This is a genomic window from Sphaerimonospora sp. CA-214678 (assembly GCF_050942215.1).
GTDB lineage: Bacteria > Actinomycetota > Actinomycetes > Streptosporangiales > Streptosporangiaceae > Sphaerimonospora.
On the sequence record NZ_CP192056.1, the window covers coordinates 3,021,106 to 3,037,613 of the forward strand.

14 protein-coding genes and 1 riboswitch are annotated in these 16,508 nt (G+C 70.5%); of the genes, 4 read left to right on the forward strand and 10 right to left on the reverse strand.

Annotation, left to right across the window (positions count from 1 at the left end; all coding sequences use genetic code 11):
* Window positions 1-3: 3 nt before the first annotated feature.
* The 3 genes from ACQP1K_RS13635 to ACQP1K_RS13645 all read right to left on the reverse strand — a co-directional run bounded on the left by ACQP1K_RS13635 (window position 4) and on the right by ACQP1K_RS13645 (window position 3,159).
* On the reverse strand, window positions 4-486 hold the full coding sequence (locus ACQP1K_RS13635) for a cation:proton antiporter regulatory subunit (protein WP_433501255.1): 483 nt from the start codon (window positions 484-486) through the stop codon (window positions 4-6).
* A gap of 243 nt (window positions 487-729) precedes the next feature.
* The gene (locus tag ACQP1K_RS13640; RefSeq protein WP_433501256.1) at window positions 730-1,431 is read right to left on the reverse strand and encodes a CHAP domain-containing protein; all 702 of its coding nucleotides are present in this window, start codon (window positions 1,429-1,431) and stop codon (window positions 730-732) included.
* Window positions 1,432-1,450: 19 nt separating this feature from the next.
* Window positions 1,451-1,575: riboswitch (cyclic di-AMP (ydaO/yuaA leader) on the reverse strand.
* Between the two features lie 210 nt (window positions 1,576-1,785).
* Window positions 1,786-3,159 carry a serine hydrolase domain-containing protein gene (locus ACQP1K_RS13645; RefSeq protein ID WP_433501257.1) on the reverse strand — a complete coding sequence of 458 codons (1,374 nt, stop codon included), beginning with the start codon at window positions 3,157-3,159 and terminating at the stop codon, window positions 1,786-1,788.
* Between the two features lie 97 nt (window positions 3,160-3,256).
* Between ACQP1K_RS13645 and recD2 the strand changes: the two genes are divergently transcribed.
* A complete protein-coding gene (gene recD2 / locus ACQP1K_RS13650; protein ID WP_433501258.1) occupies window positions 3,257-5,488 on the forward strand; it encodes an SF1B family DNA helicase RecD2 in 2,232 nt (743 codons plus the stop codon).
* On the opposite strand, the gene ACQP1K_RS13655 is transcribed toward recD2, so the two are convergent.
* Window positions 5,482-6,573, reverse strand: a complete 1,092-nt coding sequence (locus tag ACQP1K_RS13655) for a hypothetical protein (protein WP_433501259.1) — start codon at window positions 6,571-6,573, stop codon at window positions 5,482-5,484. The genes recD2 and ACQP1K_RS13655 overlap by 7 nt on opposite strands.
* A 367-nt stretch (window positions 6,574-6,940) precedes the next feature.
* Here ACQP1K_RS13655 and ACQP1K_RS13660 point away from each other — a divergent pair, with 367 nt between their 5' ends.
* Window positions 6,941-8,161, forward strand: a complete 1,221-nt coding sequence (locus ACQP1K_RS13660; protein WP_433501260.1) for an Ig-like domain-containing protein — start codon at window positions 6,941-6,943, stop codon at window positions 8,159-8,161.
* Between the two features lie 262 nt (window positions 8,162-8,423).
* Here ACQP1K_RS13660 and ACQP1K_RS13665 read toward each other — a convergent pair whose 3' ends face one another.
* From ACQP1K_RS13665 to ACQP1K_RS13675, 3 genes are read right to left on the reverse strand one after another with little or no spacing between them, the layout of a single operon-like run.
* Window positions 8,424-8,603: a hypothetical protein gene (locus ACQP1K_RS13665; protein ID WP_433501261.1), complete on the reverse strand. Its 180-nt coding sequence runs from the start codon at window positions 8,601-8,603 to the stop codon at window positions 8,424-8,426.
* Window positions 8,604-8,662: 59 nt separating this feature from the next.
* Window positions 8,663-9,577: an SDR family oxidoreductase gene (locus ACQP1K_RS13670; RefSeq protein ID WP_433501262.1), complete on the reverse strand. Its 915-nt coding sequence runs from the start codon at window positions 9,575-9,577 to the stop codon at window positions 8,663-8,665.
* 49 nt (window positions 9,578-9,626) lie between these two features.
* Complete coding sequence (locus ACQP1K_RS13675) at window positions 9,627-10,667, reverse strand: radical SAM protein (protein ID WP_433501263.1); 1,041 nt, start codon at window positions 10,665-10,667, stop codon at window positions 9,627-9,629.
* 196 nt (window positions 10,668-10,863) lie between these two features.
* On the opposite strand from ACQP1K_RS13675, the gene ACQP1K_RS13680 reads away from it, so the two are divergent.
* Window positions 10,864-11,190, forward strand: coding sequence for a DMT family transporter (locus ACQP1K_RS13680; RefSeq protein ID WP_433501264.1), 327 nt, complete (start codon window positions 10,864-10,866; stop codon window positions 11,188-11,190).
* Window positions 11,191-11,276: 86 nt separating this feature from the next.
* The gene (locus ACQP1K_RS13685) at window positions 11,277-11,918 is read left to right on the forward strand and encodes a TetR/AcrR family transcriptional regulator (protein WP_433501265.1); all 642 of its coding nucleotides are present in this window, start codon (window positions 11,277-11,279) and stop codon (window positions 11,916-11,918) included.
* Window positions 11,919-11,985: 67 nt separating this feature from the next.
* On the opposite strand, the gene ACQP1K_RS13690 is transcribed toward ACQP1K_RS13685, so the two are convergent.
* The 3 genes from ACQP1K_RS13690 to ACQP1K_RS13700 form a co-directional block, all read right to left on the reverse strand.
* On the reverse strand, window positions 11,986-13,830 hold the full coding sequence (locus ACQP1K_RS13690) for a glycoside hydrolase family 15 protein (RefSeq protein WP_433501266.1): 1,845 nt from the start codon (window positions 13,828-13,830) through the stop codon (window positions 11,986-11,988).
* Window positions 13,831-14,186: 356 nt separating this feature from the next.
* Window positions 14,187-14,819: a YkgB family protein gene (locus ACQP1K_RS13695; protein ID WP_433501267.1), complete on the reverse strand. Its 633-nt coding sequence runs from the start codon at window positions 14,817-14,819 to the stop codon at window positions 14,187-14,189.
* 535 nt (window positions 14,820-15,354) lie between these two features.
* Window positions 15,355-16,482: an FAD-dependent oxidoreductase gene (locus ACQP1K_RS13700; RefSeq protein WP_433501268.1), complete on the reverse strand. Its 1,128-nt coding sequence runs from the start codon at window positions 16,480-16,482 to the stop codon at window positions 15,355-15,357.
* Between the last annotated feature and the right edge of the window lie 26 nt (window positions 16,483-16,508).

Here is a 16,508-nt window from a genome sequence, read left to right on the forward strand (position 1 = left end):
GCGTCATCCGTTGGCGAAGATGTCGGCCACCGCCGCTGTTCCCTCCCCAGTGCCCACCACGACGACGACGTCGCCGGACGCGAACACGAAATCGGGACGCGGGCTGGCTATGACCTGGCCCTGGCGGACCACGGCGACGATCGACGCCCCGGTCCTGGTGCGTACTCGGCCGGCGCCGAGCGCGCGTCCGTCGTACGGTGATCCCGCCGCTATCGGGATTTTCTCCGTCATGAGTCCCTCTACCTGGCGATGCAGCTCACTGAGGCGCTCCACGATCCGGCCGGTGCCCAGCAGTTCGGCCAGCGCGTTGGCCTCGTCGGCGGTCAGCATCACCGTGACCACGCAGGTGTCGGGGTCTTCCTTGTCGTAGATCACCAGGTCGCGGCGGCCGGTGTGATGTGAGATCACCCCTACCTGCCGGCCGCGCTCGGTGGTGAGCACATGCTGCAGCCCGATACCCGGCAGTCCCGTCCGCGTGAGATCCACGTCTCCTCCTGAGTGTTCCTTTTCGTCGTGATGCCGCGGACTCCGGCGGCCTTACGGCCACAGCATTACAGAACATAAAAGGGCGGGCGAACCGGCTGCCCGGGGTGGAACGAAGACGGAAGGACGGATGGAACGAAGACGGCAGGACCCCGACCGGGAGCCGGGTGACGGCCTCTGATCGGGGTCCTGCCAGCGTTTCGGCGTTTCAGCGCCTCGCGTGCTGGATCGCGTGCGGGAACGGCGTCAGGGCGCGGTGTACAGCGGGTAGCCGTACCCGGCCACGTAGCCCTTGGAGCGGGTACGCTGCTCCACGGCGCCGCCGTCACCGGTGTTGCCCTCGATGGTCTCGATGGTGCCGTTGCCGTTGTCGCGGACGACGAAGCCGACGTGGTCGATGCCGCCGATGGCCTTGCCGCCGCTCCAGTCGAAGAAGACGACCGCGCCGGGCTCCGGGGTGTTCCCCCACCGGCCGTGCTTGGCGAACCAGGCGGCGTGCTGGACGGTGTAGGCGTCCGAGCCCATGACGGGGCCGATGCCGAGCTGCTCGCCCACCCAGGAGACGAACATGTCGCACCAGGGGGCGTTGGCGTAGCCCTTCAGGGTGCCGCCGTCACGGGCCAGGGTCTCCAGGGCACGGGGGGAGTTCATGTACCAGTCGTGGAACTTGGTCCCGCCGCCCGCGCTGTTCTCGGTGATTCCGACCTGGCTGGCGGCCAGTTGGAGCACGTCCTGCGGGCTGACCTTGGGCAGCGTGGCGGCGATCTGGGCGAGAGTGTCGGGGCTGCCGGCGGTGCCGTTCGCCTGCACGATGTGGGACGTGACCGCGGCGGCGTGGGTGGTACCGGCCTGCGCCGCCTGCGGTCCGGCGACGACGGCCGAGACGAGGGCGCCGGCGGCGACGCCCGTGACGAGGGCAGCACGGACACAGGACTTGAGGGCGTGCATGCGGGGTCTACTCCCTTGCTTCCATGCCGCCTACCGGGTTAGCTGACGGGTTCGGGCTGGAAGTTGCCCTACGGCGCGGCACTGCGCGCCGATTCACCCCAAGGAGAGGTGGGTCCCCGGCTCCGCGCGGGCGCGGACTCGGCGGCCGGGCGGCGTCCCGGCAGGGACTCCGCGTCGGTCAGAGGCGGGCACACTTGACCAAAACCGGACATATGTGCCCTTGGATGCATAAAAGGTAATAGATGCCACGACACCGGTCAAGTAAAGACAAGTGGGGTTTTACCGGATGGATCGGTGGGAAGGTCGTGGCGTCGCGAGCAGGCCGCCCCGCACCCGCGCGTCATCCCCGCGCGGTCACCGCCACCCCCGGGGGTCGACCCCTCCGGGCACCGGGACCTGCGGATCGTACGGCTCGCGGGTGAACACGAACGTGTTGAGATCGAGGTGCACACCGCCATCGGAGCGGACCACCCGCAGCGTCTCACCGGCGTAGTAACCGTCCAGCCCGACCCAGGTGCCGTCGTCCCGGGCGGCGAACCGCGACGCCCGGCCCTTACCACTGACCGGCGTGAGCGACAGCCCCCGCCGCGGCAGGACCCGCAGCACGTACGGAGCCGGCCCCCAGTACCACGGCCCGGTCAGCTCCAGCAGATCGTCGTCGACCTCGGCGGGCTCCCACTCGGCCGGCAGCGGCGGCTCATGCTCGGAGAGGATGTCCAGCAGGTCGAGGTCGAGCGGCCCGCGCACCCCCGAGGTGGTGTTGGCCAGCCACAGCACGCCGACGCCCTCGGCGGGGTCGGCCCACACGGTGGCCAGGAACCCGGGCATCGACCCGGTGTGACCGGCCAGCCGCCGGGTGCCGCGCGGGCCGGTGTGCCGCACGAGCTGGAAACCCAGGCCATAGCCCCGGATCCAGGAGTCGCCGTCCTCCACGATGGCCGGCTCGCGCATCTCCGCGAGCGTCTCCGGCCGCAGCACCTCGGCGGTGTCACCCGCGACGAACGCCGCCCAGCACGCCAGATCGGCCGCCGTCGACCACATCTGCCCGGCCGGGGCCATCGCCACATGATCGTTCTCCGGCTCCGGCAGCAGCACGTCGGCCCACGGGTGCACCGCGTACCCGATCGCGTGCGGGGGCCGCGGGCGCGGGGTGGTGTCACGCATACCGAGCGGCCGCAGGATCTCCTCCCGCACGACCTGCTCCCACGGCGCCGACCGCTTACGCGCCACCAGCTCGCCCAGCAGCCCGAACCCCACGTTGGAGTAGTGGTAGCGCCGCCCCGCACGATGCCGGGCCGACTCCGGCCCCATCGCGCCGATCAGCTCGGCCACCGCCACCCCCGGCGTGCGCTCCCACCACGCGCCGGGCGGCTCGGCCGTCAGCCCGCTGGTGTGCGACAGCAGCTGGGCGATCGTCGCCTCACCCACCGGCGTACCCGGCACGTGCTTGTCCAGCGGGTCGAGCAGATTCAGCCTCCCCTCGTCGCGCAGCCGCATCACCGCGACCGCCACCAGCGTCTTGGTGATCGATCCGATGCGATACTGCGTGTCCCGCTCCGGCCGCTGCCCGCCGGCCCGCCCCCGGGCCCCGAACCACGCGATCTGCCCGTTCCGCACCACCGCCGCCACCATCGAGGGCACCCGCGACTGCGCCTGCTCGATCGCCAGCCTGCGCAGCATCGCGCGAGCCGTACCCTCCAGAACCATTCCACCGACCTCCGCAATCACGACATCATCGTCGTTCGCACCAGGCTATCGGCCGGGGGCGCACACCACGGGGCAAGATCGTACGCGGCGCGGCGCCCGCTGGGGGACAATGCCAGCCATGACCAACCCCTCCGGCGAGCCCGCCGGCAGGCCGCCCGGCACCGAGCTCGACTGCGTTCTCGAACGGATCACCTACACCAACGAGGAGACCGGCTACACGATCGCCCGGGTCGCCGCCGAGCGCTCGGGCAGCGAGCTGCTGACGGTCGTCGGGCCGCTGCTCGGAGCGCAGGTCGGCGAGTCCCTGCGGCTCACCGGCCGGTGGGGGTCGCATCCCCGGTACGGCAGGCAGTTCGAGGTGTGGTCGTACACCACGGTCCTGCCGGCCACCATCCAGGGCATCCGGCGTTATCTGGGCTCCGGCCTGATCAAAGGCATCGGCCCGAAGATGGCCGAACGGATCGTGGACCACTTCGGCACCGACACCCTGCGCGTGATCGAGGAGGAGCCGGGCCGGCTGGTCGAGGTCCCCGGGCTCGGCCCCAAACGGACCCGCATGATCGCCGACGCCTGGGAGGAACAGAAGATCATCAAAGAGGTGATGGTCTTCCTGCAGGGCGTCGGGGTGTCCACCTCGATCGCCGTACGGATCTTCAAACAGTACGGCGAGGCCTCCATCGGCGTGGTCAGGAAAGAGCCCTACCGCCTGGCCGACGACGTGTGGGGCATCGGGTTCAAGACCGCCGACACCATCGCCCAGGCCGTGGGCATTCCCCACGACAGCCCCGAGCGGGTCAAGGCCGGGCTGCGCTACACGCTGTCCCAGGCCGCCGACGACGGTCACTGCTACCTGCCGGCGCCCAACCTCGTCGCCGACGCCGTCAAGATCCTCGACGTGCCCGCCGAGCTGACCGCCGCCTGCCTGGAGGAGCTCGTCGCGCAGGAGGGCGTCGTCCGCGAGGACGTCCCCGCGGGCGAGGCCGGGGACACCACCGTCCCGGCGATCTACCTCGTGCCCTTCCACCGGGCCGAGCAGGCCCTGGCCGGCACCCTGCGGGGCCTGCTGACCTTCGGTCACGACCGGCTGGAGGCGTTCCGGTCCGTCGACTGGAACACCGCCTTCGACTGGCTGCGCGGCCGGACCGGCGCCGATCTCGCCCCCGAGCAGGCCCAGGCCGTACGGCTCGCGCTGACCGAGAAGGTCGCCGTCCTCACCGGCGGCCCCGGCTGCGGCAAGAGCTTCACCGTCCGCTCGGTCGTCACCCTCGCCCGGGCGAAACGGGCCAAGGTCATCCTGGCCGCGCCCACCGGCCGGGCGGCCAAACGGCTGTCGGAGCTGACCGGCCACGAGGCCACCACCGTGCACCGGCTACTGCAGCTGCGCCCCGGCGGCGACGCGACCTTCGACCGCGACAACCCGCTGGACGCCGACCTGGTCGTGGTCGACGAGGCGTCCATGCTGGACCTGCTGCTCGCCAACAAGCTCGCCAAGGCCGTACCACCCGGCGCCCACCTGCTGTTCGTCGGCGACGTCGACCAGCTCCCGTCGGTCGGCGCCGGGGAGGTGCTGCGCGATCTGCTGGCCGCGCCGGACATCCCGCGCGTACGGCTGACGCAGATCTTCCGCCAAGCCCAGGAGTCCGGCGTGGTCGTCAACGCCCACCGGGTCAACACCGGGCAGCAGCCCCTGGTACGCGAGTTCCCCGACTTCTTCCTGTTCCCCTGCGAGGAACCGGAGGAGATCGCCGCGCTGACCGTCGACGTGGTCGCCCGGCGCATCCCCGCCAAGTTCGGCATCGACCCCCGGCGCGACGTCCAGGTCCTGGCGCCCATGCACCGCGGCGCCGCCGGGGCCGGCGCGCTGAACAACGCGCTGCAGGAGGCGCTCACGCCGGCCAGGGAGGGCATGCCGGAACGCCGCTACGGCGGGCGCGTCTTCCGGGTGGGCGACAAGGTGACCCAGCTGCGCAACAACTACGACAAGGGCGCGGCCGGGGTGTTCAACGGCACGGTCGGCGTCGTCACCGCCATCACCCCGGAGGAGAGCAGACTGACCGTACGCACCGACGAGGACGAGCACGTCGACTACTCCTTCGACGAACTCGACGAGCTCGCCCACGCCTACGCGGTCAGCATCCACCGCTCCCAGGGGAGCGAGTATCCCGCCGTGGTGATCCCCCTGGCGACCAGCGCGTGGATGATGCTGCAGCGCAACCTGCTCTACACCGCGATCACCCGGGCCAAGCGGCTCGTGGTCATCGTGGGGTCGCGACGCGCGCTGGGTCAGGCCGTACGCACCAGGGGCGCCGGCCGCCGGCACACCGGCCTGACCCACCGGCTGCGTCAGTAGGCGGACAGGTAGGTCACCAGGGAGGGCTGGTCGACCAGGACGGTGCCCTTGTAGCACGCCACGTCGCGCACGATCGCGTCACCGCCGCCGGTGCCCCACGGCGCCAGCAGGTTGCAGTATTCGGGGCCGGGCCCGTAGGCGGTCACCTGGACGTGGTTGGGCAGCACGCCCACCTTGGGGAAGATCACCAGACGCAGGCCGGGTCCGGCGCTCTGGATCGTGTTGACCGCGCCCAGGGAGTTGTAGTTGACCGGGGCCGGGGCCGGGGCGTACGGACCGGGGAGGCTCGGCTGGTTGTCGAAGGTGTAGGCGAAGCTCTTCGGCGGGATCGCCGCTCCGGTGACCGCGCGGTCCCGATGGTAGGTGAGGGTCCATCCGGTCTTCAGCGGCTTGTCGTACTTGTCGTGGCAGCGCACCACGATCTGCTGCATGCTGGGGCTCGGTCCCCACTTGGCCACCTTGCACCGGGCGGGCTGCTGGGGGTCGACCGCGGTGACCTGGATGTTGCCCGCGTATCCGGAGGAGCCGAGGCCGGGCATGTCGACCAGCCACTCTCCGGGCCCGGTCGGCGTGACCGTGTTGACCGCGCCCGCCGAGTTGTGGTGGCTGAGGATGGCAGCGCCGTCCCAGAACACGTAGCCGAACGCCTGCGGCGGCGGCAGCGTCCCGGTGCTGTGGGAGAAGACGATGGAGAACCGCGCCCAGACCGGGCCGCCGCCGTACTTGTAGCACTGCACCGCCACGATCTCGTCGGGCCCGGACTGTGCCCATTTCTGGATCTGGCACCATTCTGCGGCCGGAGAGACCGCCGTCACGTGAACGACGGCGCCTTTGGGCACGCCGATCTGCGGGAACTTCACGAACACCTGGCCGATGACGCCGGGGGAGACCTGGACGGTGAACCCGGGCGGCCAGCTACCGGCCTGGTGAGCGGTGCTGGGGACGCCCGACGTGGTGTCGACGAGCGCGAATCCCCACAGGTTGGGCACCGCGGCCTGAGCCCCCGTGGCCCCGGCGCCCAGACCGGCCACGATCATTGCGATGGCTAGGAATGACCGCACGAGTAGTGCCTTCAAACGGCGCACGTGAATCTCCATCCATCCGACGAGGTCTGACAAAGGTGGAGCATCCGGATGCACAGCATTTACGCTGTCCTCTGCACTCTTGATAACTCTCGTTACGGTTTACGAGTAGACCCAAGTCACTATGCGGTCATGACACGGTGGGGCGGTACGATGCCGCTCATGTCCGGCGTCCGGCCCCTCGCCTCGACGCCTGAGCCGTCCGCGCTTACTGGAGGCTTGGAGAATCCTGACGCGGACCTTACCCTGAGCAAGTGGAACCTGTCCGTCAGTGACCGGATCGTGACCGAATCGACCGTGAAAGTGTGCATATTGCTGGCAACCCCCAATAGAGTATTTAGGGTGCCCTTTGCACTATGGGGGAGAGATCGTGCCGAGCACTCGCACTCGTTCGAAGTTGTCGATCGCCGGAGTCGCCGTGGCCATGGCCGCCGCATTGTCGGCATGCTCCGGTGGGTCGGGAGCCCCGGGATCGGCGGGCGGGGACGCCACTGAGGCCACACCGGCCATACCGGCGCCCACCATCAAGATCAGCCCGGTCAAGGGCAGCGCCACCGTGCGCCCGGACAAGACCGTGATCGTCACCGCCGACAACGGCGCACTCGACGACGTCACCGTCCAGACCCCCGGCGGCGAGCCCGTCGAGGGCAAGTTCAACTCCGCCCGCACCCGGTGGATCTCCAAGCAGCCGCTCAAGCCCGCGAGCAAGTACACCGTGTCGGCCACGGCCAGCGGCGAGGGCGGCCCCGCCACGCTGACCAGCCAGTTCACCACGCTCAAACCGAAGTACGAACTGGCCGTCGCCGACGTCACCCCCGGCATCAAGGGCGAGACGGTCGGCATCGGCATGCCGATCATGGTCACCTTCAACCAGGCCGTGGGCGACAAGGCCGCCGTCGAGAAGGCACTGAAGGTCGACGCGGAGAAGCCGGTCAAGGGCGCCTGGCGGTGGATCAACGACCGGCTAGTCATCTACCGGCCGGCCAAATTCTGGCCCGCCCACCAGAAGGTGAAGTTCACCGCCGAGCTGTCCGGCGTGCGCGGCGGGCGCGACATGTACGGGGTGGAGGACCACACCACGACCATCAAGATCGGCGCGGCGTGGGTCAGCACGGTCAACATCAAGACCCACACGATGGTCGTCAAGCGCGACGGCAAGACCCTGCAGCACATGAAGATCAGCGCGGGCAACGGGACGACCCGCGAATACACCACCACCAGCGGCATCCACCTGACCATGGAACGCGGCAATCCGGTCACGATGATCTCGCCGGGCCGGAAGCCGGGCGACCCCGGGTACTACAAGGAGGTCGTCGACCACGCCGTCCGCATCTCCAACAGCGGGGAGTACATCCACAGCGCCCCCTGGTCGGTCGGCTCCCAGGGCCGCGCCAACGTCAGCCACGGGTGCATCAACGCCCACCCGACCCAGGCCAAGTGGTACTACGACAACTTCCACCGCGGCGACATCGTGAAGATCGTCGGAACCAACCGGCCGCTGGAGTGGAACAACGGCTGGGGTTTCTGGCAGATGCCGTTCAGCCAGTGGAAGAAGGGCAGCGCCCTCGAGGGCGCGGGCTCCGACGTCTGAGCCGCCCCGCCGCTTCTCCGCGACAGACGGCGAAGTGACGGCGGGCGGCCCCTCTCCGGATCGGGGGAGGGAGGCATCGACGACGCCGCGACAGAGGCCTCCACGCGGCGGGGCGTCAGGCTCCGCCGCGTCCGCCGGGAGCCTCGCGGACCAGGGTGCATCGCGGTGTGTCACCGGCACGGACGACGCCGGATCCGTGCGGTTCCCGTACGGCATCGGCCCGGATGTCGGCCCGGGGGTCTGAAGCACCCGGGCCGGGAGATCAGAACACGCCCATCCACATGAGCACGAACGCGCCGACGACCTTCAACAGGGCGATCGCGACGACAACGCAGAACACGATCAGCGCCGGGCGGTGCTCGAAGTGCTTACCCTGCTTCAGCGGCGGCCGCTTGGCCACGCGGTCGGCAATGCGCTCTTCGAGCGGCTTGCGGTAGAACATGCTTTTAGTTTATCCGTACCGGATGCCGCCCCCCTTTTCCGGTATCCACCCGGGTGGGCTCACCGATACCCGGTCACGTCGGCCGGTTTTCCGGCGTCCTGGACCTCGACCATGTACCGCCAGGCATCCGGCCGGCTGCCGTCCACATCGGTGAAGCCGTACACCTGAGCGAGTTGCCCGCTCGACAGCGACCGCCCGTTCCACCGGCCGACCTCCGGGTCGGCGGCGAGCGCCGCGACCGCGCGCCCCACGAACGCGGGCGTCTCGGAGATGGCGAAATGAGGCTCCTCGGCCAGCGCATCACGCCAGTTCGCCTCCGTCACCCCGAAAAGTTCGAGCATGATCTCCGAGCGCATCCAGCCGGGGGTCAGCGACACCGCGGTGGCCCCGTAGGGCGCCAGTTCCTGCGCCTGGCCGAAGGCCATGCGCGTCACCGAGGTCTTGGCCAGGTCGTAGAAGAAGGAGATGCGGTAATTGTTCGCGTTGTAGTCGGTCGTCCCGTCGGTCACCTCCACCACCAGCCCGCCGGGCCGCCTGATCAGCAGCGGAAGCGCGTAGTGGCTGGTGATGACGTGCGTATCGACGGCCAGCCGCAGGATCCGCAGACCCGCCTCCAGCGAGTGCTCCCACAGCCGGTCACGCCAGCTGAACAGCAGCTCCCCGCCCCAGATGTCGTTGACCAGGACGTCGAGCCGGCCCTGCTCCCGGTCGATGCGCTCCACCAGGGCCTGCACCTGCGCGGGCTCGAGATGGTCGACCTGGACCGGGACGCCCCGGCCACCGGCGGCGTCGACCATCTCCGCGGTCTCCTCGATCGTCTCCGGCCGGTTCATCTCCGACCGCTGCTCCCGCGTGCTGCGCCCGGTCACGTACACCGTGGCCCCCGCCGCGCCCAACGCGACGGCGATGCCCCGCCCCGCGCCCCGCGTCGCCCCCGCGACCAGGGCGACCCTGCCGTCCAGTTTTCCGCTCATGAGGACCGATACTCGCACTCGGGACCGACACAACCGCGCGGGCGCCGGGTCAAACCAGGGCAAGCTGCCGGGCGGGGGAGCGGCGGCGCCGCCAGCGGCGGGCCGAGTTGCCGATCCCGTACATCTCGGCCAGGGCCCGCACCCGCTCGGTCACCCGGTCGCGATAGCCGGCATCGGCGACCTGGCCCCTGCCGTACAACGCCTGATAACGCGGCACGAGACCGGGATGCTCGCGCTCCAGCCACGCCAGGTACCACTGGCGGACACCGGCGGAAAGCCGCAGGACCAGTGGCGTCACGCTGACCGCCCCCGCCTCGGCGGCCCTGCGGACGGTCGCCTGCAGATGGTCGGTGGAGTCGGTGATGAGCGGCAGGATCGGCGCCATCAGCACCCCGCACGGAATGCCGGCCTCGTTGAGCGCGGCACAGATCTCCAGCCGCCGCTGCGGCGTGGCCGCCCCGGGCTCGACGGCCCGGCGCACCCGGTCGTCCACGAAGCCCACGGACACGGCCGCGCCGACCCGGGTCACCTTGGCGGCCTCGCGCAGCAGGTCGAGGTCGCGCAGGACGAGCGGGCTCCTGGTCAGCACGGTGAACGGGTTCCCGGCGTCGGCCAGGGCACGGATGACGCCCGGCATCAGCCGGTAGGTCTCCTCCACCGGCTGGTAGCAGTCTCCGTTGAGGCCGATCGCCACCGGGTCGCCGGCCCAGCGGGGTGCGCCGAGCTCGCGGCGTAACCGGTCGGCCAGGTCGGTCTTCACCACGATCCGGGTGGCGAAGTCCGCGTCCGGGTCCAGCCCGAGATAGCGGTGGCCGCGCCGCGCCACGCAGTGCCGGCACCCGGCCTCGCACCCGCGGTAGGGACTGGCCGCCCACCGGAAGGGCAGCCCGGCGCTCTCCGGAACGCGGTCGATGCCGGCCCGGGCCGGCACCTCCAGGCAGGTGACGCCGCCGACCACGCGAGCGACCGCACGCCGCTCGATCGGCCGTACCGCGCCCGGGTCGGAAGCGTCGAGGGCGTCGTCGAGCAGCGACTGCTGGACGGGATGCCGGGCCGCCGGAGCCGGAGTGGGAGAGGCGTCGCCACGCATAGAGATCAGTAGAACACGCATTCGACCCTCCCGCCAAGCGCCCATGCCGTACGGCCGCATCGTCTCCACCGTCTCCGGGCAGAGGACGGCGGCCCGTGCCGGTGGCCGGGATAGCTGGAGTCCCTGGCCGGAAGGCTCTCGCCACGACGACGATCGCCATCTAAAGTTGGACAAGCGTTCTGTTTAACGGGAGGTCATGATGGCCTGGCTTCTGCTCGCCGGCGCGATCGTCTCCGAGGTCGTGGCCACCTCCGCGCTCAAACTGAGCGACGGGCTGACCCGGCCCGGCTGGACCATCCTGGTCGCCTCCGGATACATCGCCTCCTTCGTGCTGCTGGCCCAGGCGCTCAAGCTCCAGATGCCCGTCGGCTTCGCGTACGCGATCTGGGCGGGCACCGGCACGGCCGCGATCGCGGTGATCGGGGCGATGTTCCTCGGCGAGGCCATGAGCCTCATCAAGATCGCCGGACTCGCACTGATCATCTGCGGTGTCATCGTCCTCAACCTCGCGGGCGGCCACTGACCCTCCATCTGATCGTTTGACCCGGCGGGCCTCGGCCGCGAGAGTTGTCGACGGCGGTTCCCGATCAGAGAGAGGCAGTGCAGGAGATGGCGCCGGACCAGGATCAGGCCGTCGACCACGGCGGCGGGGCGACCAGCACCGGCGCCCCGGCGGCGACCGGCCGCCGCCGGCCGCAAGAGCGGGCGGTGCGCCGCCGCGAGGCGCTGCTGGAGGCGGCGGTCGACCTGCTGAGCGAGGGCGGCTTCACCGCCGTGACCCACCGCGCTGTCGCCCAGCGGGCGGGCCTGCCGCTCGCGGCCACCTCCTACTACTTCTCCTGCCGCGACCGGCTACTGACCGAGGCGTTCGCCCTGCTCGTGGAGCGGGAGCTCGACCAGATGCGCACCTACCTCGACGCCATGCCCGCCGATCCGCCGGAGCGGCTCGCAGAGGTCCTCGCGACCGTGTACACCCTCGACCGTCCCAGGCAGCTCGGCCTGTGGGAGCTCTACCTGCAGGCCGGCCGGGACCCCGCGCTGCAGAGCGTCGCCCGCGCCTGGACCGACGGATGCGACGAGATCGTCGCATCCGTACTGCGCCGGGCCGGACGCCCCTGCGGCCGCGCACAGGTCCGATTCGTCACGACCGTGCTGTCCGGGCTGTGGCTGGAGGACATCGTCGAGGCACGGCCGCAGTCCCGGGAACGCGCCCGCGACGTGGTCGTACGCGCGCTCGACGCGATCGGGTGAGAACCGATCGCCCGGGTGACGACGAGCGGCGACAGCAGCGCCGTGCCCGCGAACCCGGCGGTGACCCTCACGCCGTCCACCCCTCGCCGGCGTGTGCGGTTCGACCGGCCTCGTCGATGGCCCAGGCCGCGTTGACGAGCCCGATATGGCTGAACGCCTGCGGGAAATTGCCGAGCAGCTCACCGCTGCCGGGATCGACCTCCTCCGACAGCAGGCCCACGTCGTTGGCGTACGCGGCGGCTCGCTCGAACGCCTCCCCGGCCCGGCCGACCTGCCCGGACATGGCGAGCGCCTGCGCCAGCCAGAACGAGCACAGCAGGAAGGTGCCCTCCGCACCGGCGAGGCCGTCGACGCCGCCCCCGGTGCGGTAGCGGTAGACCAGGCCCCGACCGTCGGTGAGCCGATCCGCGACCGCGTCGATCGTGGCCAGCACCCGCGGGTCGCGGGCGGACAGGAAGCCGGTGATCGGCATCATGAGGGCGCTGGCGTCCAGCTCATCGGAACCGAAGGCCTGCGTGAACGCCCCCACCCGGTCGTTCCAGCCCTCCCGCAGCAGGGTGTCGCGGATCTCGACGCGGGTCCGCCGCCAGGACGCCACACGATCCTGCGCCCCCAGCAGGCCGGCGAGGGCGATGCCGCGGTCCAGCGCCACCCAGCACATCAGCTTGGAGTACAGGAAGTCGCGCGGCTCCCCGCGCATCTCCCAAATACCCTGGTCCTTCTCCGTCCAGCGCTCGGCCGCGGTGTCGGCACACGCGACAAGGAAACGCCGGACGTCGTCGTCGATGTCGCCGATCTGCCGTTCAAGGCGCACGGCCGCGTCGAGCAACTCGCCGTACACGTCGATCTGCCGCTGGTTCCATGCGTCGTTTCCGACGCGTACCGGTCGGCTGCCGCGCCAGCCACGCAGGTGGGGCAGGGTACGCTCGCTCAGGTCGTGCTCGCCGCGCACGCCGAACATGATCTGCAGCGCGCGGTTCCTGTCGAGGGACGGGGCCGCGGCGGTGAGGAAGGCGAAGAAGTCGCTCGCCTCGTCGGGGCAGGCCGCGACCCACAGGGCGCCCATGGTGAGCGACGCGTCCCGCACCCACGTATACCGGTAGTCCCAGTTGCGCTCGCCGCCGGACCGTTCGGGCAGCGATGTCGTGGCGGCCGCGACGATCGCGCCGCTGGGCTGGAAGGACAGCGCCTGCAGCACCCGCCCGCTGTGGTGCACCAGGTCACGCCACGGGCCGTCATAGGCCTGGTGGAGGCTGGACCACGACCGCCAGGCGGCGATCGTGTCGTCCAGCCGGGCCGCCAGTTCCGCCTGATCCCACACCCGCGCGGGAGTCTCCTGCGGCGTCGAGCAGTGCAGCCCGAAGTGCCGCGTCTCACCCTCCCGCACACTGAACACGCCGTATCCGCCGCAGCCGCCGATGCCGAGGGGAACCGGCGTGGTCAGCACGATCCGCTCGGCGCCGCCGCCGGCGACCACGCCGCCCTCGATGACGGACAGGATCGGGTGGATCAAGCCGTACTCCGGCCGGGGCCGGTACTCGAGCTCCATCGGCACCTCGCCGCCGAGGCCGGACACCCGTCGGGCGAGCAGGTGCGGCGCACCGACGCCGAGCCGGTGGCCGCCGTCGTCCGGTCCGGTGAGCAGGGCGTCGGTGAGGACGGCCGTGCCGCTTCCGGTGTGGAAGGTGGTCTCCAGCACCATCGTCTGCGGCAGGTAGCGGCGCGTCGTCTCGTACGGGACAGCCGGGCGGATCGCCCAGTGCCCGGCCTCGTCGTCCAGCAGGCGGGCGAAGACGGACGGCCCGTCGAATCGGGGGTGGCACAGCCACTCGACCGACCCGTCCCGGCTGATGAGGCCGGCGGAATGGCGATCGGACACCAGGGCGAGGTCGGCGATGGGTGTGGTGCTCATGAGCGGCCGGTACCCGGAGAAAGACGACGATGTTACGCACGGGCCGGAAAATCGCGGTAAAGGCATGATTCGCTCCGGGGATTCTGGGTCGTGAGGACGACGAGGCGTCACCGCTGCGCGCATGTGGCCAGGAGCGCTACCCACGCCGCCCGCGACCGGACGAAAGATACCGGCGACGCACGGGGCCGTCACAACACGGCAGCCGAGAAGGCCGGGCCGGTCTCATCGCGTCCTGACGACATCGGGAATTGCTCAACCCAGGCGATTCGCCGCTGATCGCTTCCGGTCATTCGCCCGCGCGTGATCCTGTCGCTTCAGGGCATTCCGCCGTATCGCCGGGGCGAACGGCCTCACGCTTACCAGGACGCCGCACCGGTACCGGTACCCGGCCGGGTCTCGGCGGCTCGCAGGGCGTCCGCCGCCGTCAGCAAGGAGGCTCCGAGAAGCACGACGTCCTTCACCAGGAACTGCCCCGTGAGAGACAGTTTCGGTTCCCCGCGTGTCTCCTGCCACGCCTCGGGCGTCGTAGCGAGGAAACTGAGGGTGCTGGCGAACACACCGACGGCGGCGAGGGAGCCGAGGGCGGACGCTCTCGGCGCGATCGGTTTTGCTCCGATCAGCGAGCCCACGACGATTTCGGCGACGCCGAGCAACCTGGCGGCCTTCTTCTCTCCCAACCTGCCGACAAGCCACGCGAACGGGGGGCTCGAGGTCACGAGGGGACGAATATTCTCCACCTCGTAGTCTTCGAATTTTATCCGCCCGATCTCCAGAAAATTGATCACCAACCCGTACCGGATGGTCGAAATCCCCGCACTATGCATTATTTTTCCGATGCGGTGTCTTTCCATGAAATCCCCGCCTACCGCATAGGTCGATCGCTCGATGTAGTAGACCTCGAGACAGCAGCCGACGCCGCGCATCAGGTCATGCTTCACCATCGGTGTCGAGGCCACCGCCGATCGCTGCCACATGGTCTGCGAGACCACGCGGCCGGGTCGTATCAGCGGCGCCACCCACCACGCTATCTCTCCTCTCTCCGGCCGGTCCCCTCACCCACTCCTCGTACGGGACGTCCCAGATCGCGGGCGGCTCCGGAGATTTGTTCCCGAGATTTTTCCGGCGGCGCTTCCGGGGAGCACCGCCCCGGGCGCGGGTGATTCCGCTCGCCGATCCGTTCCGGTCGAAGAGGCGGCGGCCGGAGCCGGCCGACCGCGAGCGGGTCTGCCACCGCGGCCGGGCCGGGGGGACCACGTAGCGGGCCTGGCGTCCAAGGCGGGGCTCACCGAGGTCGCCCGGCTGCGCCGCGAGCCGGGCGCGGACGAGAGGTTCCAGCACGGCCGCCTCCTCGCCCGCAAGCCGACAGAGCCGCAGGCCCAGCCGGGACGGATGCCGCCGCCGGGACCGACTCCGGTGCAGCAGGGACGCGATCGGGGCGGACGGCCGCGGTCCTGATCGCGATGGCACGAACCTGGGCTCGTGCCGTATGCCGGAGGGGCGTATGCCGCGTTGAGCCGGTTATCGTCACGCAGGCAGTTGCCCGGGGTCATGGTCGTACAGCCAGCCGGTGGCCTTCTCATAGAAGCGGTTGAAGAAGAACGGCATGATGATCTCTCGGAGCCGGGCAGCCACCGGCCCCGCCGTCTTGGCGTCCCGGTTGGCGGCCGCCGTCTTGGCCAGCTTGCCCGTACGGTCGTGGCGGAGCCGGTCGAAGGCGGCCAGGGCCGCGGGGACGGTCTTGGTGGCCGCCACTTCACGGGCGAGTGCGACGGCGTCCTCGACCGCCATCGAGGCACCCTGCCCGGCGCCGACCGGATGGGCCGCGTCACCGATGAGTACGATGCGGTCGCCGTGGCGGCATGTCACCGGGGGCAGCACGTGCAGCAGCGTGGCGGCGGCCACCGCCGTGGAGGCGAGGAGCACGGCGAGCGGCGTCTTTTCGGTCCGGAAGGACTCGGTCAGCTCCGCCAGACCGACGGCGGCCACGTCCGGCGGCGGATCGGTCGCGGCGACCTGAGCCGACCACCACACGGTGCCGTCGGGAGCAGGCAGGTAAATGAAGGCACCGCGGCGCGCGAAGACCATGTTGAAGCCCTGCGGCCGGTCGCCGGGCAGGCGCACGGGCCCGTCAGTGGCGCCGGAGACCGAATACAGGCCCGCGTAACGGGGCTGGGGAGCGGCGGGGTTCAGGGCCCGGCGGGTAGCCGACCAGATCCCGTCCGCGCCGACGACCAGATCGGCACCGCTGATCAGCGGATCGTGTGAGTCGCCGGAGACCCGTCTGCCCACGATGATCCGGGCACCTGATCGCGCCGCCTCCTCCCGAAGTGCCCTGATCAGGTCGGCGCGCATCAGCGTCACGCTGCGCAACGGATCGCCGGACCGCCGCCCGCGAGGCACATCGGCGAGTAGCCGGTCCCTGCCGGACCACATGCGCTGCCTGTCCACCGGGAAACCCGCCCGCTGAACCGGCTCCAGGCACCCGAGGGCGTCCAGGGCGCGCAACCCGTTGACCGACAGGCTGACGAACGACCCGACCGGTCCGGCGGGATCCTCGTGCGCCTCGTAGACCGTGACCCGAGCCCCGACCCGCGCGAGCGCGATCGCGCTCGCCGACCCGGCGACGCCGCCGCCCACCACCGCTACTCGCACGACACATCCTCCTGAATCGATATTCA

Excerpts from the sequence above, each read along its gene's own strand:
- ACQP1K_RS13685 (WP_433501265.1), top strand. The coding sequence starts at position 11,277 with ATGGCGCCGGACCAGGATCAGGCCGTCGACCACGGCGGCGGGGCGACC.
- ACQP1K_RS13640 (WP_433501256.1), bottom strand. The coding sequence starts at position 1,431 with ATGCACGCCCTCAAGTCCTGTGTCCGTGCTGCCCTCGTCACGGGCGTC.
- ACQP1K_RS13665 (WP_433501261.1), bottom strand. The coding sequence starts at position 8,603 with ATGTTCTACCGCAAGCCGCTCGAAGAGCGCATTGCCGACCGCGTGGCC.
- ACQP1K_RS13670 (WP_433501262.1), bottom strand. The coding sequence starts at position 9,577 with ATGAGCGGAAAACTGGACGGCAGGGTCGCCCTGGTCGCGGGGGCGACG.
- recD2 (WP_433501258.1), top strand. The coding sequence starts at position 3,257 with ATGACCAACCCCTCCGGCGAGCCCGCCGGCAGGCCGCCCGGCACCGAG.
- ACQP1K_RS13690 (WP_433501266.1), bottom strand. The coding sequence starts at position 13,830 with ATGAGCACCACACCCATCGCCGACCTCGCCCTGGTGTCCGATCGCCAT.
- ACQP1K_RS13675 (WP_433501263.1), bottom strand. The coding sequence starts at position 10,667 with ATGCGTGGCGACGCCTCTCCCACTCCGGCTCCGGCGGCCCGGCATCCC.
- ACQP1K_RS13680 (WP_433501264.1), top strand. The coding sequence starts at position 10,864 with ATGATGGCCTGGCTTCTGCTCGCCGGCGCGATCGTCTCCGAGGTCGTG.